This is a genomic window from Hydrogenophaga sp. (genome assembly GCF_965657535.1).
In the GTDB taxonomy this organism is placed as follows: Bacteria; Pseudomonadota; Gammaproteobacteria; order Burkholderiales; family Burkholderiaceae_C; genus Hydrogenophaga.
The window spans coordinates 456,902-482,652 of sequence record NZ_CBFHOP010000001.1 but is presented as its reverse complement, the minus strand read 5'-3'; the positions used below and the strand labels follow the sequence as shown (position 1 = coordinate 482,652).

The 25,751-nt window shown below is 64.9% G+C and carries 23 protein-coding genes; 8 read left to right on the top strand and 15 right to left on the bottom strand.

The genetic code is table 11. The features are described from left to right. Positions 1–4 precede the first annotated feature (4 nt). On the bottom strand, positions 5–412 hold the full coding sequence (locus ACTG4K_RS02340) for a DUF1924 domain-containing protein (RefSeq protein WP_439112586.1): 408 nt from the start codon (positions 410–412) through the stop codon (positions 5–7). Between the two features lie 122 nt (positions 413–534). Between ACTG4K_RS02340 and ACTG4K_RS02335 the strand changes: the two genes are divergently transcribed. Genes ACTG4K_RS02335 through ACTG4K_RS02325 form a run of 3 tightly spaced genes read left to right on the top strand, consistent with a single transcriptional unit; the run spans position 535 to position 2,972 of the window. After that, a complete protein-coding gene (locus tag ACTG4K_RS02335) occupies positions 535–876 on the top strand; it encodes a PepSY domain-containing protein (protein ID WP_439112585.1) in 342 nt (113 codons plus the stop codon). 11 nt (positions 877–887) lie between these two features. Then, positions 888–1,562: a response regulator transcription factor gene (locus tag ACTG4K_RS02330; RefSeq protein ID WP_439112584.1), complete on the top strand. Its 675-nt coding sequence runs from the start codon at positions 888–890 to the stop codon at positions 1,560–1,562. 9 nt (positions 1,563–1,571) lie between these two features. Then, positions 1,572–2,972 (top strand): sensor histidine kinase, encoded by a 1,401-nt coding sequence (locus ACTG4K_RS02325; protein ID WP_439112583.1) that lies wholly within the window; start codon positions 1,572–1,574, stop codon positions 2,970–2,972. Here ACTG4K_RS02325 and ACTG4K_RS02320 read toward each other — a convergent pair whose 3' ends face one another. The 3 genes from ACTG4K_RS02320 to ACTG4K_RS02310 all read right to left on the bottom strand — a co-directional run bounded on the left by ACTG4K_RS02320 (position 2,973) and on the right by ACTG4K_RS02310 (position 6,905). Beyond that, complete coding sequence (locus tag ACTG4K_RS02320; protein ID WP_439112582.1) at positions 2,973–4,688, bottom strand: phosphoethanolamine transferase; 1,716 nt, start codon at positions 4,686–4,688, stop codon at positions 2,973–2,975. Positions 4,689–4,803: 115 nt separating this feature from the next. Further along, positions 4,804–6,192 (bottom strand): sensor histidine kinase, encoded by a 1,389-nt coding sequence (locus ACTG4K_RS02315; RefSeq protein ID WP_439112581.1) that lies wholly within the window; start codon positions 6,190–6,192, stop codon positions 4,804–4,806. Next, positions 6,189–6,905 carry a response regulator gene (locus ACTG4K_RS02310; RefSeq protein WP_439112580.1) on the bottom strand — a complete coding sequence of 239 codons (717 nt, stop codon included), beginning with the start codon at positions 6,903–6,905 and terminating at the stop codon, positions 6,189–6,191. The genes ACTG4K_RS02315 and ACTG4K_RS02310 overlap by 4 nt, the downstream gene beginning before the upstream one ends. Positions 6,906–7,001: 96 nt before the next feature. On the opposite strand from ACTG4K_RS02310, the gene ACTG4K_RS02305 reads away from it, so the two are divergent. After that, positions 7,002–7,739, top strand: a complete 738-nt coding sequence (locus ACTG4K_RS02305) for a phosphatase PAP2 family protein (RefSeq protein WP_439112579.1) — start codon at positions 7,002–7,004, stop codon at positions 7,737–7,739. Between the two features lie 55 nt (positions 7,740–7,794). Here the strand turns inward: ACTG4K_RS02305 and ACTG4K_RS02300 are convergent, their stop codons facing one another. The 4 genes from ACTG4K_RS02300 to def form a co-directional block, all read right to left on the bottom strand. Beyond that, on the bottom strand, positions 7,795–8,130 hold the full coding sequence (locus ACTG4K_RS02300; protein WP_439112578.1) for an AzlD domain-containing protein: 336 nt from the start codon (positions 8,128–8,130) through the stop codon (positions 7,795–7,797). Further along, entirely contained in the window at positions 8,123–8,866 is a 744-nt protein-coding gene (locus tag ACTG4K_RS02295; protein WP_439112577.1) for an AzlC family ABC transporter permease, read from the bottom strand. Before ACTG4K_RS02295 ends, ACTG4K_RS02300 begins: the two co-directional genes overlap by 8 nt. Next, positions 8,866–9,855 (bottom strand): methionyl-tRNA formyltransferase, encoded by a 990-nt coding sequence (fmt, locus tag ACTG4K_RS02290; protein WP_439112576.1) that lies wholly within the window; start codon positions 9,853–9,855, stop codon positions 8,866–8,868. The genes ACTG4K_RS02295 and fmt overlap by 1 nt, the downstream gene beginning before the upstream one ends. 226 nt (positions 9,856–10,081) lie before the next feature. Beyond that, positions 10,082–10,603 (bottom strand): peptide deformylase, encoded by a 522-nt coding sequence (gene def / locus ACTG4K_RS02285; protein WP_439112575.1) that lies wholly within the window; start codon positions 10,601–10,603, stop codon positions 10,082–10,084. Between the two features lie 270 nt (positions 10,604–10,873). Between def and ACTG4K_RS02280 the strand changes: the two genes are divergently transcribed. Further along, on the top strand, positions 10,874–12,112 hold the full coding sequence (locus ACTG4K_RS02280) for a LysM peptidoglycan-binding domain-containing protein (protein WP_439112574.1): 1,239 nt from the start codon (positions 10,874–10,876) through the stop codon (positions 12,110–12,112). A gap of 21 nt (positions 12,113–12,133) precedes the next feature. Continuing rightward, positions 12,134–13,252 carry a DNA-processing protein DprA gene (gene dprA / locus ACTG4K_RS02275; protein WP_439112573.1) on the top strand — a complete coding sequence of 373 codons (1,119 nt, stop codon included), beginning with the start codon at positions 12,134–12,136 and terminating at the stop codon, positions 13,250–13,252. A 122-nt stretch (positions 13,253–13,374) separates the two neighbouring features. On the opposite strand, the gene ACTG4K_RS02270 is transcribed toward dprA, so the two are convergent. The 5 genes from ACTG4K_RS02270 to ACTG4K_RS02250 all read right to left on the bottom strand — a co-directional run bounded on the left by ACTG4K_RS02270 (position 13,375) and on the right by ACTG4K_RS02250 (position 22,846). Next, entirely contained in the window at positions 13,375–15,720 is a 2,346-nt protein-coding gene (locus ACTG4K_RS02270; RefSeq protein WP_439112572.1) for a DUF1631 family protein, read from the bottom strand. Between the two features lie 83 nt (positions 15,721–15,803). Beyond that, complete coding sequence (gene secF / locus ACTG4K_RS02265; RefSeq protein WP_439112571.1) at positions 15,804–16,760, bottom strand: protein translocase subunit SecF; 957 nt, start codon at positions 16,758–16,760, stop codon at positions 15,804–15,806. A gap of 15 nt (positions 16,761–16,775) precedes the next feature. Next, on the bottom strand, positions 16,776–18,659 hold the full coding sequence (gene secD, locus ACTG4K_RS02260; protein WP_439112570.1) for a protein translocase subunit SecD: 1,884 nt from the start codon (positions 18,657–18,659) through the stop codon (positions 16,776–16,778). Positions 18,660–18,782: 123 nt separating this feature from the next. Next, positions 18,783–19,103, bottom strand: a complete 321-nt coding sequence (yajC, locus tag ACTG4K_RS02255) for a preprotein translocase subunit YajC (RefSeq protein ID WP_439112569.1) — start codon at positions 19,101–19,103, stop codon at positions 18,783–18,785. A 146-nt stretch (positions 19,104–19,249) separates the two neighbouring features. Continuing rightward, positions 19,250–22,846: an indolepyruvate ferredoxin oxidoreductase family protein gene (locus ACTG4K_RS02250; RefSeq protein WP_439112568.1), complete on the bottom strand. Its 3,597-nt coding sequence runs from the start codon at positions 22,844–22,846 to the stop codon at positions 19,250–19,252. A 177-nt stretch (positions 22,847–23,023) separates the two neighbouring features. On the opposite strand from ACTG4K_RS02250, the gene ACTG4K_RS02245 reads away from it, so the two are divergent. Further along, complete coding sequence (locus tag ACTG4K_RS02245; protein ID WP_439112567.1) at positions 23,024–23,533, top strand: Lrp/AsnC family transcriptional regulator; 510 nt, start codon at positions 23,024–23,026, stop codon at positions 23,531–23,533. Positions 23,534–23,639: 106 nt separating this feature from the next. On the opposite strand, the gene mltA is transcribed toward ACTG4K_RS02245, so the two are convergent. Then, positions 23,640–24,941, bottom strand: a complete 1,302-nt coding sequence (gene mltA / locus ACTG4K_RS02240) for a murein transglycosylase A (RefSeq protein ID WP_439112566.1) — start codon at positions 24,939–24,941, stop codon at positions 23,640–23,642. Between mltA and ACTG4K_RS02235 the strand changes: the two genes are divergently transcribed. Continuing rightward, a complete protein-coding gene (locus ACTG4K_RS02235) occupies positions 24,874–25,047 on the top strand; it encodes a hypothetical protein (protein ID WP_439112565.1) in 174 nt (57 codons plus the stop codon). The genes mltA and ACTG4K_RS02235 overlap by 68 nt on opposite strands. Before the next feature lie 12 nt (positions 25,048–25,059). Here the strand turns inward: ACTG4K_RS02235 and ACTG4K_RS02230 are convergent, their stop codons facing one another. Beyond that, a complete protein-coding gene (locus ACTG4K_RS02230; protein ID WP_439112564.1) occupies positions 25,060–25,701 on the bottom strand; it encodes a response regulator transcription factor in 642 nt (213 codons plus the stop codon). Positions 25,702–25,751 lie beyond the last annotated feature (50 nt).

Here is a 25,751-nt window from a genome sequence, read left to right as displayed (position 1 = left end):
CGCCTTATTTCAGGCTGTTCAGGTAGGCGAGCACGTCGGCCTTTTCGGTGGCGCTGCAGACGCGGCTGAGCACGTCGCTGCAGTTGCGCTTGAACCATTTATCCACCTTGGCGGTGTCGGTAAAAGCCTTGGGATTGAAGGCTGGGGCCAGCGGCGCAATGCGCTTGCCGGTGTTGGCGTGCTGGCCCTGGGCCGTGGGCGGTGTGCCGTGGCACGAGGCACACGACCATTCGCCGCCGTGTTTGGCGTTGAAAAAGGTCTGGCCCTTGGCGGCGTTGCCGGGGCTGCCAGCCTGGGCGCTCCAGTGTTGCAACTGGGCGGCGGGGTTGGTGTCGGCGGCGTGGGCCGCAGCGCACCCGAGCGAGGCCAGCAGCAGGCTGGACACCGCAAAAATGGAACGGATCGGTTGCATGGTGAAGGGCATTTGCGTGTGCTGAAAAAGGAGGGTTGGATGCAGTGTGCAAACCCGTGCTTGAACGGCACCTGAAGCCCGCGTTCATCGGGCGTTCAGCATCGGTACCCGACAATCGCGCCATGCCCAAGTTGTTCCCCCGCGTTTCAACCGCCGTGCTGATGGCTGGGGCGCTGCTGTGTGCGTTGGCCTGGCCCGTGGCCCAGGCTGGCGACGACCACGAGCAGGCGCACCGGGCGGTGCAGGCGGGCGAGGTGATGCCGCTGCGCGGCGTGCTGGAGCGGCTGGAACGCGAGCACCCCGGCCAGGTGCTGGACGTGGAACTGGAGCGCGACGGCGGCCGCTGGGTCTACGAGATCAAGCTGCTGCAGGCGGGTGGACAGCGGGTCAAGCTGAAGCTGGACGCACGCACCGCCGAGCTGATTCAGCGCAAAGAACGCCACCCCAAGCGCGGGGAGCGCTGAGACACGGCCCCATGCGCGTCCTACTGGTTGAAGACGAACCCACGCTGCGCGCGCAGTTGCGCTCGACGCTGGTCAATGCGGGCTACGCGGTGGACGAGACCGACAACGGCCGGGACGCGCACTTTCTGGGCGACACGGAAGCGTTTGACGCCGTGGTGCTCGACCTGGGTCTGCCGGTGCTCGACGGACTCTCGGTGCTCAAGCGCTGGCGCGGCGCTGGGCGCAACATGCCCGTGCTGATACTGACCGCGCGCGACAACTGGAGCGAAAAGGTGGCCGGCATTGACGCTGGCGCCGACGATTACCTGACCAAGCCTTTCCACGTTGAGGAACTGCTGGCGCGCCTGCGCGCGCTGATCCGCCGGGCCAACGGGCAGGCCTCGGCGGTGCTGCAGTGCGGCGCGCTGGCGCTGGACACGCGCAGTGGCCGCGTCACGCTGAACGGCCAGGCGGTGGCGCTCACCAGCCACGAACACAAGGTGCTGGACTACCTGATGCACCGGCCCGGCGCTGTGGTGTCGCGCACCGAACTCACCGAGCACATCTACGCCCAGGACTTTGACCGCGACTCCAACACCATTGAGGTGTTTGTGGGCCGCCTGCGCAAGAAACTGCCACCCGCGCTGATTGAAACCGTGCGCGGCATGGGTTACCGGCTGGCGCCACCGGGCGACTTGTCCGGTTAAGCTGGGCCCATGAACTGGTTTCCATGGCGCCACTCTTTGCGCTGGCGCTTGCTGGGCGCAACGCTGGCCGGGTTGGTGCTGGCACTGCTGCTGGCGGGCGTATGGCTCAGCGGCCTGTTTCGCACCCATGTGCTGCACCAATTTGAAGCCACGTTGACGCAACAACTGGAGCAGCTGACCGCGCAACTGGACATCGACGCCACCGGGCAACCGGTGATCGATGCACGCGCGCTGTCCGATCCTCGCTGGCAAAAGCCGTACTCCGGCCTCTACTGGCAGCTGGATCGGGTGAGCGCCGACGGCCAGACGCGCGTTGGCGCATTGCGCTCACGTTCGCTATGGGACAGCAGCCTGGCGCTGCAAGCCGATGCGCTGGCCGATGGTGCTTTGCACACGCACGAAGGCAGGGGCCCGCAAGGCGAGCTGCTGCTGATACGGGAGCGCACCGTTGGCCTGGGTGAGCCTGCCGGAGCACGCTGGCGGCTGATGGTGGCCGCCGACACCCGCGACACCCTGCTGGCAGTAGCTGAATTCCGGGGCATTCTCACCGCATCACTGCTGGTGCTGGGCACGTTGCTGGTGCTGGCGGCGCTGGCGCAAGTGGCCGTGGGGCTGGCGCCCTTGCGCGCGTTGCAGCGTGCCCTGGGCCGTGTGCGCGAGGGCCAGGAGGCTCGACTCCAGGGTCGGTTCCCCGCCGAAGTGCAGCCGCTCATTGACGACTTCAATGGTGTGCTCGACCGCAACGCAGAGGTTGTTGCGCGCGCCCGAACACAGGCCGGCAACCTGGCACACGCCATCAAAACACCACTGGCGGTGCTGGGGCAGGCCGCGGCGCAGTCGCTGCGGCAACCCCAAAGCGATCATCAATTGGCAGGGCTGGTGCAAGAGCAAGTCGACACCGCACGGCGCCAGGTGGACTGGCACCTGGCCCGCTCGCGCGCTGCGGCCGCGCACCGTCTGCCGGGCCAACGCACAGCGGTAGCGCCGGTGGCCACGGGCTTGGTGCGGGTGATGCAACGGGTGCATGCTGCGCGCTCAATCGATATGGACACCACCAACCTGCCTGAAGCGCTGGCGTTTGCAGGCGAAACGCAAGACCTGCAAGACATGCTGGGCAACCTGATCGACAACGCCTGCAAATGGGCCCTCAGCGCGGTGCGCGTGAGCGCCTCAGGCGCAGCCGGCGTGCTGAACGTGTGGGTGGAAGACGATGGGCCCGGCATCGACGACACAGCCCGCGCCACCGCACTGGCCCGCGGCACACGGCTGGACGAATCCGTGCCGGGCTCGGGCCTGGGGCTGGCCATCGTGGACGAACTGGCCCATTTGTATGGGGGGAAGCTGCGCCTGGGCACCTCGGCGCTGGGCGGGCTGCGGGCCGAACTCAGCTTGCCTGCACCGCAAGCTTGACTACCTGCGCGGGACTGCGCAGGGTTCAAACAGGTCCAAAGCGGGCTGGTAAGCCTGGGTGCGCACGTCCAGCAAGCCCAGCACAGAATGGAACAGATGGTCGTGCGACAGTGCTTGGTCGGCGCGTGCACGCAGGCAGTCCGAACGCAGCCCGGTGCGCTGCTGCAGCCCGGGCGATAACCAAGTGACCATGGGCACATGGGTTTGCTGCTGCGGCGCAAAAGCATACGGCACGCCGTGCAGGTACAGACCGTTTTCGCCCAGCGACTCGCCGTGGTCGGACAGGTAGATCAGGCCGGTGTCGTGCGTGCCGCTGGACGCGCGTTGCTGCAGCCAGTTCAGCGTCTGGTCCAGAAAGTGGTCGGTGTAGGCGACGGTGTTGTCGTAGGCGTTGACCAGCTGGTCGGGCGCGCAGTCCGACAGCGTGTTGCTGGCGCATTCGGGCATGAACGGTTTTCGGTTAGCGGGCGTGCGCTTGAAATACGCCGGGCCGTGGCTGCCCATCTGGTGCAGCACCAGCACCACGCCGCGCACGCGGCGTTGCGGGTCAAGGGCAGCGATGCGTTCGTCCAGTCCGTGCAGCATGGCTTCGTCATAGCACTCGCCACCTTCGCACAGGCCGGGCAGTTGCCGTTCGCGTGTGCTGGCGCTGGGCACGCGGTCACACACACCTTTGCAGCCCGACTGGTTGTCCAGCCAGAGTACGGCCAGGCCAGCGCGCTGCAACACATCGAGCAAGCTTTCGTGTTCGGCCGGTTTGTCGCCACCCTGGGCGCGCGTGAGCGGTGAAAACAGGCAAGGTACCGACACCTGGGTATTGGTGCCACACGAACGAACCTGGCTGAAGTTCACCAGATCGCCCTGCGCCTGCCAGCGCGCGAGCGCGGGTGTGGTGGGCCGCTCATAGCCGCTGAGCCCCCAGTTTTGCGCGCGCGCCGTTTCGCCCACCACCAGCAACAGCAGTGGGGGTTTTGCCTGCTGCGCATAGGTGGCACCGAGCTGCGCGTCTTCACCCACGGGCTGCAGGGCCCGCACCTGATGGGGCAGCTGGTCGGCCGCCAGGCGGGTGGCGGCGTACACGCTGTTGAGCGGGTTGATCATGTAGCGCAGGTCTTTGTGGTTGCGCATGAGCGAGGCCAGGCTTTGGTAGGTGAGCAGCGTGGCCACCAGCACCAGCAGCAAGCCCAACACAGCGCCACCGGCGTTGTGCCCCGTTTGCTTCAGCCAGCGGCGCGTGCGCAGGGGTCGGCGCCAGATCCACCACAGGGGCACACCCGCCACCAGCAGCACCGTAAACAACAACGCGGGCGACAGCAGGTCGCGCACTTCGCGGGCATCGGTTTGCAGCACGTTGGCCAGCATGGTGGGGTCGATCACGGCGCCGTACTGCAGCATGAAGTGGGTGTTGAAGGCCGTTACCACCACCAGTGCCGAGGCCAGCAGCCGGTAGGCAAAAGGCCAGACAATCAGGGACAGCAGGGCTACCGTGGCGCCCCCCACCAGCAGACCCAGACCGCTCAGCAACACCCACGCCTGCCCCTGCGAACCAGCAAGCGCAACCACCCGCTGCCACAGCGGCACGTTGCCTGCCAGCGCGAGCCACAGCGCCAGCGGCCACACCGCGCGCCATGGGGTTTGGACAGCGGCCGCAGGAGCGCGCGACACGCCGCCAACGCCCAAGCGCCGTGAGAAAAAAGCAGAAGAAAACCACCACACGCCAGCACCTCGCAGGCCAGAACAGCCTGGCCCCACCAGCGTAAAAAGCCCAGGTTAAGCCTGCCTTAAGAGCGGGTGGCCCATCGCACCGACACAGCGTTTGTGTGGGTGGCCTTCAGCGCGGCCAGCGCAGCGTGAAGCGCGTGGTCATGGGCTTTGTTCCGTCATCGCGCAAAAACCGGGCGCCCATCTGCTCGGCAATGCGTTCCACCAGGCGCAGCCCCAGACCCAGGCCCGCGGTATCGGCGGGCGCCACGGGCGCGCTGGCGGTGGTGCTCGGCTGGCGGGCGGCATCCCGCTGGCCATCGTCGCTCACCGACAGGCCCATGGCCTGCGGCGTTTGCCAGACCTCCACGCACACCTGCGTGCCAGCGGGCGTGTGGCGCAAGGCGTTTTCGATCAGGTTGCGCAGAGCCAGCTCCAGCAGCATGGGCTGGGCACGCACGCGCACGCCCCCGTCGGGTTGCAGCAGCGAAAGTTCATGGCCGGTCTCGTAGGCCTGTTGTGCATGGCGTGAGATCAACTCCGCAGCCAGCCCACCGAGCTCCAGGGTGGGCCAGGCCTCGCCAGGCGGGGCAGCCGCGTCGGTGCGCTGGGCACGTGCCAGGTCCAGCAGCTGGGTCAGAATGCGCCCGGCGCGCAACGCCTCATGCTCCAGCTGGGCCAGGTGTTCGGGCGAGGGTTCGCGCTGAGCGGCACCCGCCTGCAGGGCAATGGCCGACAGCGGTGTGCGCAACTCATGGGCCACGTCGGAGGCAAACGCGCGCTCGCGCTGTGCCCGCGTCTGCAGAGTGTCGACCAGTGTGTTGATGGCCTGCACCGTGCTGGAAAATTCGCGAAAACGGTGCGGGTTGCTCAACCGCTGGCCCGCAAACGTATCGAGTTCGGCCACTTCTTTGGACAAGCGGTCCAGCGGGCGCAAACCGCGCCGAATGGTCCACCACAGGCCCAGCGCCACCAAGGGCAACACCAGCAGCGCCGGGCGCGCCACATGCTCCGCCACATCGCGGCCCAGGTCCACCCGCTGGGCCATGTTCATGAGCACCGCCACACGGCGGCGGGGCTGCGTGGGCTCAGCAGTGGCCCCTGCCTCGGCCACCACCATGCGCCAAGGGCCGCTGCCCATCACGCCCTGGTAGTGCCGGGTGGATGCACCCGGTGCCGGCGCGGCGCCCAGACCCAGCCCGGCCACCAGGCGGTGCGTGTCGTTCACCACCTGGTCGCCGTGCCATTCGATCACCGCCACGTCCTGCACGTAGCTGCGCAAGCCTTGGCGCGCCAGCGGCTCGCTCAGCGCGCCCACATCGGCCGGCGACACGGCCAGCCACAAACGGGCCACGCCCATCATGTGGCCATCGCTCATTTCTTCGGTTTCGTGGTGCCCGGTGTACCAAGCCACCACCATCAGGGTGATCCAGACCAGCGTGAGCGCACCCAGCGTCAAGCCCCAGAGGTGACGCCACAGCAGCTTCTGGCGTGCACGGGTGGCGGTGGCGGGCGTCATGGCAAGGGCGCCGGCTTATCGGCTTCGCGCGGTATGAAGTACCCCACGCCCCGCACCGTCCTGATCAGCGATTCGCCAAGCTTGCGGCGCAGGTGGTGCACATGCACTTCAATGGCGTTGCTGTCCAACGCATCGCCAAACCCATACAGCGCCGACTCCAGCCGCGACTTGGACAACACCTGGGGCCGCGCCTGCAGCAGCGTGAGCAACAGCGCAAATTCTTTGGCGCCCAGCGCCACCGACACGCCGGCGCGCTGCACCGTGTGCGCGGCCGGGTCCAGCACCAGGTCACCGTGCTCAATCACCGGCTTGCTGCGCCCACTCGCGCGGCGCAGCATGGCGCGCAGGCGCGCCAGCAGCTCGTTGGCGTCAAACGGCTTGACGATGTAATCGTCGGCCCCGCCGTCGAGCCCGCTGATGCGGTCGCTCACGCCATCGCGGGCGGTCATGATCAGCACCGGCATATCGGCATGCGGCAAGCGCTCGCGCCCAGCCGGGCGCTCAGTCTGGCGGCGCAGCCGCGCCAGCAGGTCAAGCCCGTCGCCATCGGGCAGCCCCAGGTCGAGCAGCATCACGTCAAACGGCTCCACCGACAACGCAGCCCAGCCCGCCTGCAAGCTGGCACACACATCCACCGCGTAACCCGCCTGGCGCAGCGACGCCGCCAGCCCGCTGGCAATACCGGGATCGTCTTCCACCACCAAAGCGCGCATGTCAGAAACGGACGCAAGGCCCGCAAAAACAAAGAACTTTCATTATCCGGCGCCTTCTTAAGCGGCCCTTAACCCGGCCGCCGCACAGTGCGAACGATGCACAGCCCCAGCCTTCCTGCACACGGCACCCAAGCAAACCCCTGGCCACCGGTGGTCATTGGCCTTGCGCTGATCACCATGCTCACCGTGCTGTGGGATGTGGGCGCTGGCGACCTGGCCATCATGCAGTGGATCGGTACGCCGCAGGGTTTCCCGCTGCGCAGCGCCTGGCTGCTTGAATCCGTGTTGCACGACGGGCTCAGACAAGCCGGCACGCTGCTGTGGGTGCTGCTGGCCGCGTGGGCTTTGTGGCCCGCCCGTGGGCGGTCGCACCATGCACGGGTCTTTGCCATTTCGCGCAGCGAGCGCTTGTGGGTGCTGGCGCTGGTAAGCCTTTCGCTGCTGCTGGTGGGTCTCATCAAACTGGGCAGCAGCACCAGCTGCCCCTGGGATCTGGCGCTGTTTGGCGGCCAGGCGCGTTACGTGTCGCACTGGAGCCTTGCGCTGGCAGACGGCGGGCCGGGGCGCTGCTTTCCGGGCGGGCATGCGTCCAGCGGTTTTGGGTTTGTCGCCTTGTGCCTGCCGTGGCTGCTGCCACCCGCGGGCTCGGTGCGTGCACACGCACCAGGCTGGCGCTGGCTGGCCTTGATCGTCAGCACCGGCCTGATCGCGGGCTCCGTGCAAACCCTGCGCGGCGCCCACTACCCCAGCCACACGCTGTGGACGCTGGTGATCTGCAGCACGGTGTCCATCACCGGTTGGCGGTTGGCGCAGCGCTGGTGGCTCAGAGGCTGAGAGGCTGAAAAAACGCCGGCACAGAAACAAAGGGCTGTGGCTGCACGCACAGCCTTCACCAACCCAGCCCAATTTTCAAAGGCAGGTACACCACCATACCGGCCACGATGGTGCCCAGCACGCCGCGCTGCCAGGCAAACCAGCACAGCCCGGCCGCCACGGCAAACAAGCGGGCGTCTTGCCAGGTCTGGATCAGCTCGCCCTGCGTCATCACGATTTCGGGTACCACCACCGCTGACAGTGCCGCGATCGGCGCGTACTGCAGGCCGCGCTGGGCCCAGCCGGGCAGCGTCCAGGGCTTGCTGGACATGAAGAAAAACCCGCGGGTGACCACGGTGATGACGCCCAGCGCCAGGATGGTGAGCAAGGTCCAGGGATCGACGTCAAACATGGCGGACTCCGCCCGGCGGCGGGTTGCGGGGCATTTTTTCCAACACCAGGCAAATCGCCACAGCGCTGGCAATGGCCACCAGAATGTTGAGCTTGAGCGGCAGCGCAAACGCCACCACCGCCGCAGCGCCCGCCACGCCCGCCGACACCATGCGCAGCTGGGAACTGGCCAGCGAGCTCAGCACACCCAGCAGCGCCAGAATGCCCGCAAACCCCAGGCCCCACTCGGTGGGGATGGCGTTGGCCAGGGCAATACCCACCAGGCTGGCCAGCATCCAGGCGATGTAGTTCACCGCGCAATTGCCCATTAGGTAGGCCTGTTGGCGGGCCAGCTCGTCCGGCGTTTGGCCGGGCTTGGGGTAGCGGCGGGCAAAAAACACGTAGCTCAGGTCGCCGGTGACGTAGCCCGACACCATGCGCTGCCAGCGCGGCAGGTGCATCATGTAAGGGCGCAGGTGGGCCGAAAACACCACAAACCGCAGGTTGACGCAAAACGCGGCCGCCAAGATCACCCACAGCGGCGCGCCTGCGGCGATCATGGGCACGGCAGCGAGCTGCGCGCTACCGGCGTAGACGATCAGCGTCATCAGCACCGCCTCCAGCACCGACAAACCCGACTTCACCATGGCCACACCGGTCATCAACCCCCAGGCGCCAATGCCCATGGCCACGGTAGCCTGGTCGCGCACGCCTTCCCAAAACTCGGGCCGGCGGCGGTTTTCGGTCAGAAAAAACATCAGCTTGCCGCCTTCTGCGCGGGCGCGCTGTCCAGCACCTGGCCCGGCGCGAGCGCAAAGCCACGCAGAAAATCGGCCGCCGCCAGGCGCTTGCCGCCCGCACGCTGCAGCTCGGTCAGCACCAGCACGCCGTCTCCGGTCTGCACCCGAATGCCATCGGCCGCCACAGAAAGCACCTGACCGGGGACCGCCCCGGACGGGGCAGCACCGGAGGATTCGGCCTCGGCCATCCACAACTTGACCGCCTCGCCCGCCAGCGCCGTGGCAGCGCCTGGAAACGGGTTGAACGCGCGCACCCGCCGGGCCATCACCTGAGCGGGCAGTTGCCAGTCCATAGCGGCCTCGGCCTTCTCAATCTTGTGCGCGTAGGTCACGCCTTGAGAGGGCTGCTTCACCGGCTTGAGGCCGCCGCAGGCCGCCAGCTCCAGCGCCTCCACCATCAGGCGCCCGCCCAAGGTGGCCAGGCGATCATGCAGGTGGCCGGTGGTGTCGGTAGCGGCTATCGACAGACGCTCCACCAGCAGCATGTCGCCGGTGTCCAGCCCAGCGTCCATCTGCATGATGGTGACGCCAGTCTCCGCGTCACCGGCCTCGATGGCGCGGTGAATGGGCGCCGCACCCCGCCAGCGCGGCAACAGCGACGCATGGATGTTGAAGCACCCCAGCCGTGGTGCGTCCAGCACCCACTGCGGCAAGATCAGCCCGTAGGCGGCGACCACCATGGCATCGGCCTGGGCTGCGGCAATGGCGTCTCGTGCAGCAGCCGCTTCGTCGGGATATTTGCCGTCCAGGCGCAGGCTCTGGGGCTGCGCCACCGGTATCTGGTGGTCCAGCGCAAACTGCTTCACCGGCGAGGCCTGCAGCTTCATGCCCCGCCCAGCTGGCCGGTCGGGCTGCGTCAGCACCAGGGGTATGTCAAAACCGGCCGCTTGCAAACGCTCCAGGGCCACGCGGGCAAATTCTGGCGTACCGGCAAAAATAATTTTCATGGGTCTTCTTGAAGGGAAACGCCGGTGGCGATGGTGCAGGCAGCACCATGAGCCTCGGTCAATGTTCCAGGTCTGCGAAATCGTCGGGCAAGGGTTCGTCGGCACACATCACACGCCGCACCACGCCTGCCGGGTCTAGGAGCCTGGCAAATTCAGCCGTTTTTCAGGAAGCGGTAGGTTCACATGTCGCCATCAAAAAGGACCGCCCGTTCCACCAGGCCAGGCTTCACGAGCGCATCGCCTCGCGCTGGGCTTTCACCAGCTTGGACTTGATGCGTCCTTGTTTCAGTGAAGACAGGTATTCCACAAACACCTTGCCCATCAGGTGGTCCATTTCGTGTTGAATGCACACGGCCAACATGCCCTCGGCCTCGATCACCCGTGACCTTCCTTCAGCATCCAGCGCACGTACGCGAACCGCCAGCGAGCGCTCAACGCCGTCGTAAATACCCGGCACCGACAGACAACCCTCTTCGCCTTTTCGCTTTTCCGGGCTGGCCCATTCAATGTCCGGGTTGATCAACACCATCGGCTGGTTGCGCTCTTCGCTCACGTCAATCACCACCAGACGCTCATGCACATTCACCTGCGTGGCAGCCAGGCCAATGCCGCTGGCGTCGTACATGGTGGCAAACATGCGGTCGATCAGACCGCGAATCCGGTCGTCTACCGCCGCCACAGGGCGGGCCACGGTGTGCAGGCGGGGGTCCGGGTAACACAAGATATCGAGCAAGGTAGACGTATTCATGGTCAAGGTAGCCGCAGAAAAAACAATTGAATTGGGGGCAACTGGACGGTCCTAATGAGGCGCCGCAGTGACAAGCTTGCCCGTTTGTCGCTATTTTCGCCACTTTTGTCCACGGCCGTGCTTGCGCCTCCCCGTATACATTGCCTAATCAATGGCTTGGGCGCAAAATCAAATGCAAATTATCAAGAAAAAGCAGCGCTGCAATCCCGCCTCCGACCGCTGCGGTCAGGGGCTCCCGAAACCAGCCATGCCTGCCCCAGGGGCCCCTACATGCCATTGAAGACCTACAAGCCCACCGCTTCCTTCCCGCTGCGCCCACTGGCTTGTGCCGGTGCCATGCTCGCTGTGCTGATGGTCGGCAACGCCAGCGCGCAAAACTTTCCCATCACGCCAGAACAACGCGCCACGGCAGGCCAAGTGGCGCAGGCCGGCGTGGCCTTGTCCGAGCTGGCGCCCAACGCGCCTGACAGCTACACCGTGAAACGCGGCGACACACTGTGGGCCATTTCGGGGCTGTTCCTGAAAAGCCCGTGGCGCTGGCCCGAGCTGTGGGGCATGAACCTGCAAGACATCCGTAACCCACACCTGATCTTTCCCGGCCAGGTGCTCTACCTGGACAAATCGAACGGCCGCGCCCGCCTGAGCACGCGCGCGCCCGGCGCCCAAGGCGACGATCCCACCACCGTGCGGGTTTCACCGCGTACCCGCTTTGAAAGCCTGGGCGATTCCGGCATACCGCCCATTTCCCTACAGGCCATTGAAGCGTTTCTGACCGAACCCATGATCGTGGACGAAGCCACCTTTGAGCGGGCTCCGCGCATTGTGGCCACACAGGAAACCCGCGTACTTCTCAGCCGCGGTGACCGCGCCTACGCGCGCGGCCAGTACAGCTCGGGTGCAGCCGGTGAGGCGCTCTCCGAAGGCCCGGGCAAGTCGCGTGATTTCCGCGTGTTCCGCAACGCCGTGCCGCTGAAAGACCCCACCACCGGTGAGATCCTTGGTTTCGAAGCGCAGTACGTCGGCAAGGCGCTGCTGGAGCGCGGCGAAAGCACCCGCGAAGTCACCGATGCGAAAGGCAAGGTCCAGAGCGAACTGGTACCGGCCACCATCGACATCGTCGTGGCCAAAGAAGAAATGCGTGTGGGTGACCGCTTGCTACCCGAGCCGCCACGCGAGCTGCCCAACTACGTGCCCAGCGCGCCCAACAGCACCCAGGGCGGACAAATCGTTTCGGTGTACGGCAACGCCGTGAGCTTTGCGGCACAAAACCAGGTCGTGGCCATCAACCGGGGCACTGTTCACGGTGTGGAGCGCGGTCATGTGCTGGCGCTGCAGCGCGAGAGCCACCTCGTGACCGACAAAACAGACACTGCGCGCCCCCAGCTGCGCCTGCCCGGCGAGCGCAACGGCCTGATGATGGTGTTCCGCACCTTCGACAAAGTGTCTTACGCACTGGTGCTACAGATCACCGACAGCGTCAAGGTCGGTGACCGTTTCACCAACCCCTGACCGCTGCGGCCTCTTTTGCTGATGGCCAGCGACGAACTTGCCAGCTGGCTCAGGCTGCTGCTCACGCCCGGCGTGGGCAACGAGTCAGCCCGCAAATTGCTGGCTACTTTTGGCCTGCCCGAAGACGTTTTCAGGCAAAGTCCACCCGCACTGAGGGCGGTGGTGGGTCCCAAACCGGCGTTGGCACTGCTCACGCCACCTGACGACCTGGACGCATCGCTAGACAGGCTGCTGTCCTGGTTAGCCGAAGCGCCTGACCGCCATGTGCTCACCTTGGGTGATGCCCGCTTTCCTCCGGAGCTGCTGCAAATGGCCGACCCGCCCCTGATGCTCTATGTCATGGGGCAGCTACAGGTGCTGCACCACCCCCGCAGGCTGGCCATCGTGGGCAGCCGCAACCCCACCCCGCAAGGCGAGGCCAATGCCCGGCAATTTGCCCGCGCGCTCGGCCAAGCCGGCGTTTGCGTGGTCTCCGGGCTGGCGCTCGGGGTGGACGGCGCAGCCCACGAGGGCGCCTTGGATGCCGACGCGCCCACCATCGCGGTGGTGGGCACTGGTCTGGACCGTGTGTACCCCAAACGCCACCTGTCACTGGCCCACCGCATCGTGGTGCGCGGAGCCATCGTGAGCGAATACGCCTTGGGTACGCCTCCGCTGCCAGCCAATTTTCCACAACGCAACCGCATCATTGCCGGGCTGTCGCAGGGCACGCTGGTGGTAGAAGCTGCCGTGCAATCCGGCTCACTGATCACGGCGCGGCTTGCAGCCGAACAAGGTCGCGACGTATTCGCCATTCCGGGTTCCATTCACGCGCCGCAGTCCCGCGGCTGCCACGCCCTGATTCGGCAGGGCGCCAAGCTGGTGGAGTCGGCGCAAGACATTCTGGAAGAATTGCGTACCACGGCTGCACCGGCGTGCGCGAGCGCAGCGGCTGCATCATCAAAAGCCGCGTCAGGCCCACTTTCCGAACCCGACCACCTACTCGACGCCATGGGTTTCGACCCCGTGAGCCTGGACACCTTGCAAGCGCGCACCGGGCTGGACACCGCCCATTTGCAGGCCCGCCTGCTAGAGCTGGAGCTCAACGGCCAGGTGAGCCGCATGCCCGGCGGCTTGCTGCAACGACTCGGCCAAGGCTGAGCGAGATCAGGCGATAAGCGGGGCATCCGGAGCGAAGGGCCCATCCAGGGTGCGGTGGAACCGGCTTGGCCGGGCCACTCGCATCGCCCCTTTTCAAGGAGCCGCGCGGCGCGAGGCGGGGGTCACCCCAACAATCTCTCGGGGTTGGCGTCGAGCTTGGCCAGCGCGTCGCGCGTGGCGCGCACGGTCAGCGCCTCCTCTTCGCTTGGCACCAGCAAGCCGGCCTGCAAATACGAAGCAACACGGTTGGCCTGGATCAGGAAGCAACGCCCTGTATTGGACACAAACATGTAGAGCTGCCCACGGTCACTGCGCCAGGCAAACTGCACGCTGTTGAGTTTCCCGTTGTGGTCCAGACCGAACCAGGAACCAATCTGCAATTCAACAGCCCAGGCGCGCATGGCCTCGTTGGGCTGACTACCGCCCTGGTTGATCACCTCGATGTTGCTGGCGTCCACGCCCGTGATCATCTCGATGCTGTCGTTGTCCAGGTCCAGATCGCCAACACCACTCTCTGGCAGGTAGTCTTCCAGATGGGCCAGGCGCTCGGACAGGTTGTCCAGGCTCTCTTGCGAGATGGCCTCGGTGCGCGACATGAAGGCGTCGGCCAGGGTGTCGCTGACCGACTTGATGTGCTGGTCTTGCATGCCGGGTGGGTAGCCCAGCAGGCCCATGCCCTGGCGCAAGCGCTGCAGCAAGCCCGGTAGCTGCTGGATCACGCGCGCACGGTCATTGCGGTTGGGTTTGGCACTGGCCGCCCAGAGCAAATCCGAGGCGACCTGTTTCAGCGAGCCAGTTTCTTCGTGCTTCAGCCCATATTTGACGCTGGCTACCGCCAGCACATCGACCCAGACTTTAAACAGAAACTCACGCACCTCGTCGCGCACAGGCATGTCGTTGAGCAACTTGCGAAGCTCGATCGTGTACTGAACCGACAAGATTTCTTTTTGTTCCACCTGCTGGGCAACCGTGACAAAGCGGCTGGCGCTGCCCCGTTCGCTGAGGTAGGTGGACAAAAACTTCTGAAATTCGTCGAACACCAACTGAAACACGCGCCGGCCGGTCTCGGGGTATTGCTCGATCACTTGCACGACGCGTTTGATCTCGGCTTCCAGCGCAGCCGAGCTCACGCTGGACTCGAAGCCCAGAACGCATGAACCCATACGGTCGATCAGGCGGCGGGCGGGGTGCTGCAAGGCACTGAAAAACTCAGGCTCGGCCAACGCCACCCGCAACACCGGGATTTGCAGCCGGGCAAACCACACCCGCACACTGGGTGAAATGCGTTCCTCGGCCAAAATGCTCTGAAACATCAAGGCAACCACTTCAACCGTGGCTTTCTCGGTTGGCGTGGAGGCGGCCTGCTTGAGTTCAGCGGCTCGCTCGCGCAAGGCGGTAGCGGCCCGGTCGACATGCGAGGCATCCACATACACCGCCCCAGTGCCCGACCCACCCGACAGCGGCAATCCCGCATCGGTGCGAACCACTGCCATCGACTGCTGCATGGCCTGCTGCAGCGCGGGCGAAGGCGGCGACAACTGTGTGGCTTCAAAGTCACCGCCAACCTTGTCCAGGAGCATGCGTTTGAGACGCCCAACCACGCCCTGGGCGCGCATACGTGCGCGGGCCAACGGCGTCGAGCTGGTCATCAAGCGGGTTTCGTCGTTCACGCCCATGACGGATGACGGCATGCCGCTATGGCCTTGCTCAAAGCCGGTTCGCGAACCTACCGCAGCGCCACCGTCCAGACCAGCCGAACCCGAACCCGAATTTGGCTGACCCGGCTTGCGATCAGCGGCACGGCCGGTTTGGGTACCGGGCGTGCGCTTGACCAAGGCCTGCAGATCAATCTCCTTCATCACGCCGCTGGATACGAGAAACTCATTGGCAGCTTTGTAGGCACTTAGCATCTTGTCAGCCAGCACGGGCGCCAGGGCATCCTGAATCAGTGGCCAGGCTTCGCGGGGAATTTGAACATCAAGCCACTGATCGACCAAAATGCGCGCCATCACGTCTGGCAGCAACACATCGCCGCGTGGCAGTTCCTGGCGCTTTTCCAGGTGCTGAACGCGCAAACGCAATTCGTTGAGTTCGGTTGACGCCGCGTCGAGCACGCGCATGGCCAGACGCGACGCCAGAATCTGGTCATCTATAGCGCCTTCGGCGACCAGTTCGAGCCGCCCGGGCATGCTCAAGGTGCTGTTGCCGCTGCTGGAAAAGCGGGGCAACAGGGTCCGCTGCAAGGCCTTGCGGCTCTGATTGAGCCACGTGGTCTGGTTTTTCTGAAACGCGCTCCAGGCATCGCGGCGTGCCTGCATGTCGCGCGCAGGCCCCGGCTGGTCTAGGATCGCCGTCAGGCGTGTGTCGCAAGCCTTGACCAGTTCGGGAAGCGCACGACCCACGTGAACCACGAAGAGTTCACGCGCCTGTTTGGCCAGAGAGGAAACGTGCTGATCGGGTGACGACACAATGGATTCAGTATGACACGAAAGAACCTGATTCTAGGGATACCCGGACCGGTACCCAATGCCTTCAGCCCCGCTATTTCACTTCATACCATAGCGCCGGCGTTGGGATCGTCTGGATCGCCTTCTTCTTTCTTGGTCCCACCTTTGATCAGATCTTCGCGCTTGATTCCCAGCCACATGGCAATGGCCGCCGCCACAAAAACCGACGAATAAATGCCAAACAAAATACCAATCGTCAGGGCCAGCGCAAAATAATACAAAGTTGGCCCGCCAAACAACAGCATCGACAACACCATAATTTGGGTGGAGCCATGGGTAATGATGGTACGGCTGATGGTGGACGTGATCGCGTTGTCGATGATCTCAGGCGTGGTCTTCTTGCGGTAACGGCGAAAACTCTCACGAATCCGATCAAAAATCACCACAGACTCGTTGACCGAATAGCCCAGCACCGCCAACACAGCGGCCAACACGGCGAGCGAAAACTCCCACTGGAAGAAAGCAAAGAAGCCCAGAATGATCACCACGTCGTGCAGGTTGGCGATGATGGCTGACACGGCGTACTTCCACTCAAAGCGCATCGCCAGATAAATCATGATGCCGACGATTACCATGCCCAGGGCTTTCAGACCGTCTTCGACCAACTCGCGCCCGACCTGAGGACCCACAAACTCGGTGCGGCGCAGTTCCACCGCCGGGTTTTGCGCTTTCAGCGCCGCCAGCACCACCTCGCTTTGTTGCCCAGACGACTTGCCAGCCTGAACGGGCAGGCGCAGCAGGACGTCGCGCGAGGTGCCGAAGTTTTGCACCGGCACTTCGGCGTAACCCAATGACTCGACCACTTTGCGTACCGCAGACAGGTCGGCAGGCTGTTCGTAGGCCACCTCCATGACGGTGCCGCCCGTGAACTCAACCGACAAGTTAAGCCCGCGCGTGACGAGAAAAATGATGGCAGCGATGAAGGTGATGGCAGAGATCGCGTTCAGCACGATGGCGTGCTTCATGAACGGGATGTCGCGGCGAATGCGAAAGAATTCCATGGTGCGCTACTTTCTTCAGTCGGCCTTGACGGCAGGGACTTTGCCTTCTGGGCTCCAGATCGTGCCGATGGACACGTTCTTGAGTTTCTTCTGCCGGCCGTACCAGAAGTTCACCACGCCGCGCGAGAAGAACACCGACGAGAACATGCTGGTGAGAATGCCAATGCAGTGCACCACGGCAAAGCCACGTACCGGACCGGAGCCAAACGCCAGCAGCGCCACACCCGCAATCAGGGTTGTGATGTTGGAATCCAAAATCGTGCCCCAGGCGTGTTCATAGCCGGCGTTGATCGCCGACTGCGGCGAGGCACCGTTGCGCAACTCTTCGCGCACACGCTCGTTGATCAGCACGTTGGAGTCAATGGCCATGCCCAGCGCGAGCGCCATGGCGGCAATGCCCGGTAGCGTGAGTGTGGCCTGCAACATCGACAACACCGCCACCAGCAGCACCAGGTTGAAGCCCAGCGCCAGGCTGGAAAACACGCCGAACAGCATGTAATACACACACATGAACAGCACGATGACGGCAAAGCCCCAGATCACGCTGTTGAAGCCTTTGGCAATGTTTTCAGCGCCCAGGCTGGGGCCAATGGTGCGCTCTTCGATGATTTCCATGGGCGCGGCCAGCGAGCCGGCGCGCAGCAGCAGCGCGGTGTCGCTGGCTTCCATGGTGGTCATGGCGCCGGAAATCTGCACCCGGCCGCCACCAATTTCGGTGCGGATCACGGGAGCGGTCACCACCTCGCCACGGCCTTTTTCAAACAGGATGATGGCCATGCGCTTGCCCACGTTCTCGCGGGTCACGTCGCGGAAAATGCGCGATCCCTTGGCATCCAGCGTCAGGTGGACGGCGGCTTCCTGGCTCTGGCTGTCAAAGCCGGCCTGGGCATCGGTGAGGTTTTCACCGGTCAGCAGCACCTCACGCTTGACGATGACCACACGGCCGTCGCGCTCGGGGTAGCGTTCCGAGCCGAAGGGCACTGCGCCCGTGCCGCGCTCTGCCGCCTGACCCTCGGTACTTTCGTCCACCAGGCGCACTTCCAACGTGGCGGTACGGCCCAGAATGTCTTTGGCTTTGGCGGTGTCTTGCACGCCAGGCAGTTGCACCACGATGCGGTCAAGGCCCTGTTGCTGGATCACAGGTTCGGCCACGCCGAGTTCGTTGATGCGGTTGTGCAGGGTGGTGATGTTTTGCTTCAGCGCCTGATCCTGCACGCGGCGTGCAGCCTCGGGGCGGATGGTGGCGATAAGCCGGTATTCGGTGCCGTCGGGCGTATCGGTGGCTTCCAGATCGGCGAACTGGTCCTGGATCACGGCACGGGCAGCCTCCAGCGTCTGGGCGTCGCGGGCACGCACCTCAATGGTCTGCCCATTGCGGCTGACGCCACCGTGGCGTACGCTTTTTTCGCGCAGAGCGGTGCGCAGGTCGCCCGCGAGCACATCGGCGCGGCGCTGCAGCGCCGCAGGCATGTCTACCTGCAGCATGAAATGCACACCACCGCGCAGGTCCAGGCCCAGGTACATGGGCGATGCGCCCAGGCTGGCCAGCCAAGCTGGGGTGCGGGGCAGCAGATTGAGCGCCACCACATAGGTCGGGTCGGTCGCGTCGGGGTTGAGCGCGCGCTCCAGCGCGTCGCGCGCTTTGATCTGGTCGTCGGTGGTTTCAAACCGGGCCTTGACCGAGTTGCCCTCCAGCTGAATCATCGATGCGCTGACACCTTGCGCCGCCAGCGCCTGCTCCACCCGGGTCACTGTGGTGGTGTCGATGCGCACCGAAGCGCGGCCGGCCGACACCTGCACCGCCGGTGATTCACCAAACAGATTGGGCAGGGCATACAAGGCCCCGATCACCAGCGCGACTGAGATGATCAGGTACTTCCAGAGCGGATAACGGTTCATAACAGCAGGCCCTTGGGGCAGAGGTAACTTGTATCCAGAATGCGGTGGAACCGGCTCAACCGGGCCACTCGCATTGCCCCCTTGAGGAGGTGACGCGCCGCAGGCGCGACGCGGGGGTGGGCTTTACTTGATGGTGCCCTTGGGCAACACCTGCACCACGGCGGTACGCTGCATCTGAACTTCCATGCCGTCAGCAAGTTCCACGCCGACGTAGATTTCACCAATTTTGGACACTTTGCCCAGGAAACCGCCAGCGGTCACCACTTCGTCGCCCTTGGCCAGCGCTTCCACCATGGCCTTGTGCTCTTTTTGCCGCTTCATCTGCGGGCGAATCATCACGAAATACAGCACCACAAACATCAACACCAGCGGCAGCAGGCCCATGATGGTGGATTGGGTGTCGCCACCGGTAGCGGCCTGGGCGTAAGCAGAAGAAATGAACACAGAGGTCTCCAACAGGTTCGGGGTCACACAAGCGCCAGAGTCCCGAAGGCTCCCAAAGGGGAACCCCGGTCACTCTGGACCCAACCCGCCATTGTATGCGTCGGGTTGGCGCAGACGCGCCGGTGCACCTGCGGCCCCTGAGCCGTTCAGGCTACCTGCGCCACAGCAACCGGCGTTTGCGGCTGCTGCCACTGAGCCAGCAAAGCAGCCTGGCGGCTGCGAGCTGCCGCCAGATGGCGCTCTTTCACATGGCCAAAGCCCTTGATCTGCTCAGGAATGCGCGCCAGATCCACCGCCAGCGTATGGTTTCCCTGGCTCAAGTTGGGTAACAAGCCTTCGACCAGGCTGCGGTATTCAACGATCAGGGCACGCTCGGTGCGGCGCTCTTCTGTCTTGCCAAAAATGTCCCAAGCGGTCCCGCGCAGACCTTTCAGGCGGGCCAGCAGGCGAAAGGCCGTGAACATAAAAGGGCCAAACGGCTGTTTCAAAAGCTCGCCACGCGCATTCTTTTTGGCCACCAGCGGCGGCGCCAGGTGCACATTGAGCTTGAAGTCGCCTTCAAACTGACTGGCAATGCGGGCGTGAAAGGCGGTATCGCTGTGCAAGCGCGCCACCTCGTACTCGTCTTTGTAGGCCATCAGCTTGAACAGGCAACGCACCACGGCTTCGGTCAAGGCGGTTTTGCCCAGCGGCTGCTCGGCGGCGCGCACGCGCTCCACAAAGCGCTGGTAGTCGGCGGCGTAGGCGGCGTTTTGGTAGCCGGTGAGAAACTCGACCCGGCGCGCGAGCAGGGCATCCAGCGTCTCGCGCTTTTTGAACTGCACCACCTGCTCGCCACCCCCGCGCAGCTGCCACAGCGCCTCCACGGCCTGCGGCTTGTGCGCGGCGCGGCGGCCCCATTCAAAGGCCGCCTTGTTCTTGTCCACCTGCACGGCGTTGAGCTCCATGGCGCGCATCAGCGCCGCGTGGCCCAGGGGCACCCAGCCTTTTTGCCAGGCGTATCCCAGCATCATCGGGTTGGTGTAAATGCTATCGCCCATGAGCTGGGTCGCGGCGGCCTCCGCATCAAACACGCCCACCGCCTCGGCGCCCAGGCTGTGCAGCAAGGTGTCCACACAGGCCTGCGCCGGGTTTTGCCAGTCGGGGTTTTTCACAAACGCGGCTGTGGGCGTGGCGCTGGCGTTCAGTGCCACATGGCTGCGCCCGGCGCGCAGCCGCTGCCAGGTTTCCTTGTGCGCCGCCACGATCGGGTCGCAACCCAGCACCAGGTCGACTGAGGCGGCCGACACGCGGGTGGTGCGAATGCCGTCTTGCTGCGCGGCAATCAGCACATGGCTCCAGGTGGCGCCGCCTTTTTGTGCCAGACCCGCCGCGTCCTGCGTGACGATACCCTTGCCTTCAATGTGCGCGGCCATGCCCAACAGCTGGCCAATGGTGATGACGCCGGTACCACCCACGCCGGCCACGATGATGCCCCAGGCCTCGGCGCCCAACACCGGCAGCTTGGGCTCGGGCAGCGCGCCCCCGGTCCAGGCCTGGCTGACAGCTTTTTTATCCTTCTTGCGCAGCTGGCCGCCTTCCACCGTGACGAAGCTCGGGCAAAAGCCCTTGACGCACGAATAGTCCTTGTTGCAACTGCTCTGGTTGATGGTGCGCTTGCGGCCAAACTCGGTTTCCAGAGGCTCCACGCTCAGGCAGTTGCTCTGCACACCGCAGTCGCCGCAGCCTTCGCACACCAACTCGTTGATGACCACGCGCTTGGCCGGGTCCACCAGCGAGCCGCGCTTGCGGCGACGGCGCTTCTCGGTGGCGCAGGTCTGGTCGTAGATGATGACCGTGGTGCCTTTGATCTCGCGGAACGCGCGCTGCACGGCGTCCAGCGTGTCGCGGTGCTGGATGGCGATGCCCTCGGGCAGGCCTTTGACGCCCGCATATTTCTCCGGCTCGTCGGTCACGATGGTGATCTTCACCGCACCCTCGGCGCGCATGCTCTGCGCGATCTGGACGACCGAGTGGCCCTCGGGACGCTCGCCCACTTGCTGGCCACCGGTCATGGCGACCGCGTCGTTGTACAGAATCTTGTAGGTGATGTTCACCCCGGCGGCGATGCTCTGGCGGATCGCCAGGAGGCCGCTGTGGAAGTAGGTGCCGTCGCCCAGGTTGGCGAACATGTGCTGGTCGTGACTGAACGGCTGCTGGCCCACCCACGGCACGCCCTCGCCCCCCATCTGCGTGAAGCCCACGGTGGCGCGGTCCATCCAGATGGTCATGAAGTGACAACCGATACCGGCCATGGCGCGCGAGCCTTCGGGCACCTTGGTGCTGGTGTTGTGCGGGCAGCCCGAGCAGAACCAGGGCTGGCGCTCGGCGCCTTCTACGCCTTTCGTCAGCAGCGTCTGCATGGACTGCTCTTGTGCCGTCAGGATGGCCAGCTGCGCATCGATGCGCGCTTGCACGTCCTCGGGCAAACCCATCTTGCGCAGGCGCTTGGCCACGGCGCGGGCGATGATGCTCGGCGTCAGGTCGGCGTTGGCGCGCAGCAGCGTGTGTGCGCTCGGGTTCGGCATGCTCCATTCACCGCCGGTGAAGTCACCCTCGACCTCATCGAATTTGCCCAGCACGTGCGGGCGCACGTCGCCGCGCCAGTTGTACAACTCTTCTTTCAGCTGGTACTCGATGACCTGGCGCTTCTCTTCCACCACCAGGATCTCGCGCAGGCCTGTGGCAAATTCGCGCGTGGTCTGCGCCTCCAGCGGCCACACCACGTTGACCTTGTGCAGGCGCAGGCCGATACGCTGGCAGGTCGCGTCGTCCAGCCCCAGGTCCAGCAGCGCCTGGCGGGTGTCGTTGAAGGCCTTGCCGCTGGCGATGATGCCGAAGCGGTCGTTCGGGCCGGCGATCACGTTGTGGTTGAGCTTGTTGGCACGGATGTAGGCCAGCGCGGCGTACCACTTGAAGTCGAACAGGCGCGCCTCCTGGTCCAGCGCCGCGTCGGGCCAGCGGATGTGCAGGCCGCCGGGCGGCATGTCGAATTCGGGGATCACGATGTTGACCCGCTCCGGGTCGATCATCGCGGTGGCGCTGCTTTCCACAATTTCCTGGATCGTCTTCATCCCCGCCCAGACGCCGGAAAAACGGCTCATGGCGATGGCGTGGATGCCCAGGTCCAAGATGTCCTGCACGGTAGACGGGAAAAACACCGGCAGGCCGCAGGCCTTGAAGATGTGGTCGCTCTGGTGCGCGGCGGTGGAACTCTTGGCCACGTGGTCGTCGCCCGCCACCGCGATCACGCCGCCCCAGGGCGTGGTGCCCGCCATGTTGGCGTGCTTGAACACATCGGAGCAGCGGTCCACGCCCGGGCCCTTGCCGTACCAGATGCCGAACACGCCGTCGAACTTGTTGCTGCCGGGCGGTGCAAAACCCAGCTGCTGCGTGCCCCAGAGCGCGGTGGCCGCCAGCTCTTCGTTCACGCCGGGCTGGAACACGATGTTCTGCGCCTTCAGGTAAGGCGCCGCCTTCTGCAGCGCCTGGTCGTAGCCGCCCAGCGGCGAGCCCCGGTAACCGCTGATGAAACCCGCCGTGTTTTTGCCCTGCAGGGCGTCGCGCTGGCGCTGCAGCATGGGCAGCTTCACCAGGGCCTGTACGCCGCTCATGAAAGCGCGACCGTGGTCCAGCGAATACTTGTCGTCCAGGGTGACGGTCTCTAGAGCCTTGCGAATGTGCTCAGGCAGTGGGGCGTTCATGTTGTTGTCTCCTGCGTGGGTGGGGCCGCCTCGTGAGCGGTTTCATGGCACGGCAAACCCGCGGATCAGCAGGCTTCAGTGTGCCGCACAGTGTATGACCCGGACGCTGACAGGTGTTTGCTTTTCATGCCCACATTTGCCATCAAAAAGAAAGGTTCTTGCGACAAAATGCCGTTCATGGAAACACTTGACAAGTTTGATCTCGCGATCCTGAACGAACTGCAAAACGACGGCCGCCTGACCAACGCCGAACTTGCCAGCCGCGTCGGTCTGTCGGCCGCGCCGTGCTGGCGCCGCGTGCGGGCGCTGGAAGAGTCGGGCTTCATCACAGGCTACCGGGCCGAACTCAACCGCAGCAAGATTGGCCTGGGCGTGCTGGCCTTCGTGCGGCTGGACGCCGAGCGCAACAGCGGCGACGTGACGCGCCAGCTCGAAGCCGCGATCCAGAAGATCCCCGAAATCGTGTCCTGCCACTACATCAGCGGCTCGGGCACGTTTGAACTGCAGGTGGTATGCCCCGACCTGGCCGAGTTCAGCCGCTTTGCGCGCGAAGTGCTCATCAACCTGCCCAACGTGAAAGACCTGCACACCAGCTTCTCGCTGGGCGAGGTGAAGTCGGCCAGCGCTTTGCCGCTGGGCCACCTAACCCTCAAAGCCACCCTTGCGGCAACAAGCCGCAAAACGTGATTTTTCAGCGCCACGGCGCTAACGCCTTGGTACATCCATGCCAATTTCTGCCATCAAGCCCAGAAGGGATCGGGCTCAGGCGCAGCGCTGTACCCCATAGAAACGGCTAACGCGGCCACAGCACCCACAGCCGCAGCGGCTGCTTGAGCGCTGCGGCCACGGTGTAGGCGGGGTCGGTCCAGCTGCCCCAGCCGGTGAACAGGTCGGCGCGCACCGCGCCCACAATGGCACCACCGGTGTCTTGTGCCATCACCAGTTTTTGCAGGTTGAGCGTGGGGCCTTGGGTGGCCAGCCACACGGGGGTGCCGTAGGGAATGCTCTGGGGATCGACCGCAATGGAGCGGCCCGGCGTAAGCGGTACGCTCTGGGCGCCGCGTGGGCCAAAGCGGGCGTCGAATTCACTGAGCGGTTCTTCCCGGAAAAACACCGTGCGCGGGTTGCTCCAGAGCATCTCGTTCAGGCGCAGCGGGTTCTGCGCGGCCCACACCTTGATGGCGTCCCATGACGCTTCACGGATGGCGCGCTGATCAAGCAACCAGCGACCCACGCTTTTGTAGGGCTGGCCGTTGTGCGCCGCAAAGGCCACGCGCACCTGGCGCTGGCTGCCATCGGGCTCGGTCACGTTGAGCCGGCCCGAGCCCTGTATTTGCAAGATCAGCGCGTCGATCGGGTCGGCCAACCAGGCAATAGCGCGGCCCTGCAACGCGGCCTGGGCGGCGGGCAGGGTGTCGATGTCCTGGCGGCTGAACCAGGGCTGGCCCGCGCGCAGGCCGGCCGGCGGCGCGTACAGCGGCGTGCGGTGGGTGGCGGTGGCCACGCGGCTGGCGGGCATGATGGGCTCGTAATAGCCGGTGAGCAGGCCCTGGGGCTCGGTACCATCGGTCTCGACCACGCGGTAGGGCACAAAGCGCCGCACCACCCAGGCATGCTGTTCGGCGGGCGTGGCAATGGCGAGCTGACGCAATTCGGCGCACAGCGCCGCCTGACCGGGCGCGGGGCGCTCGCAACCTCGCACCCAGGCGTTCCAGACCTCGTGAAGGCTGTCCTGCCCCCAGCCAGGCACATCGGCCCAGCGCACCGGCGTCCAGCGGCTTTTGCCGCGTTGTATCGCGGGCGGCAAGGGTTCGTCTGCGGCCAGGGCCGGTGTGGGAGCGGGGGTAACCGGTGCGGGCGTGGGGTATGGCGCAGGCCCCGTGGCGCAGGCGGCCAGGCTTCCTACAATCAGCGCTGCCGCCACCCACCGAAGCGCGCGCCAGGTGGATGGTTGCAGCCCACGCCCATGCGGCGGTGCTGGCGCCGCTGTACCTATTTCTTGTTTGACCCAACCCCTCACACAATCCATGACTTTGTTGTTGCTTGAAGCGCTGGGCGCATTGGTGTTGCTGGTTTTCATCGTGTGGTGGACCATGTTTTCGGGTCGAAAAAATGGCGAGTTGCCCGACAGCGCCACGGGCGATGAGCAGGAGAAAAAAGAAAAAACCGAGCCGGCAAGCAGCACCCGCACGAAAGACTGAGGCCGCTTGGGCTCATGGCGTGCGCAAGGCGTTGGCCAGTTCCACCGCCGACTTCACACCCATTTTGTCGAACACACGAGAGCGGTGCACTTCCACGGTGCGCACGCTGATGTGGAGCTGATCGGCCACCAGCTTGTTGGGCAGGCCGGCCACCACCAGGTCCATCACATCTCGCTCGCGCTCGGTCAGGCTGTCCACCCGCTGCTGCACGCTGCGCTGCGCCTGGCGCTGTGCCAACACCTGAGCCGACTGGGCCAGCGCCTGCTCCACCCGGTCGACCAGCGCGTTGTCGGAAAACGGTTTTTCGCAAAAGTCAAAAGCACCGCGCTTGACCGCATCCACCGCAGTGGGCACATCGGCATGGCCGGACAAGAAAATGACGGGCATGGCCGCCTGCCAGGGCAGGGTGAGCAGGTGTTCAAACAAAGTCAGGCCGCTCATGCCAGGCATGCGCACGTCGAGCAGCACGCAGCACGGCACATCGGGTTCGCGCCGCCAGCTCTCCATTTCGGCCAGAAAAGCGTCGGCGCTGTCAAAGCTCTCGCTCAGCAGGCGGCGGGTACGCAGCAGCCACGCCAGCGCTTCGCGCACACTGGCGTCATCGTCCACCAGGAAAATTTTGGCGTCGGGGTGCTGGGTGGAGAGTGAAGCCATAGGTTTTCTACTATAGCGTCCTGTGCGCCCAGCCACGCCATACAACGGCT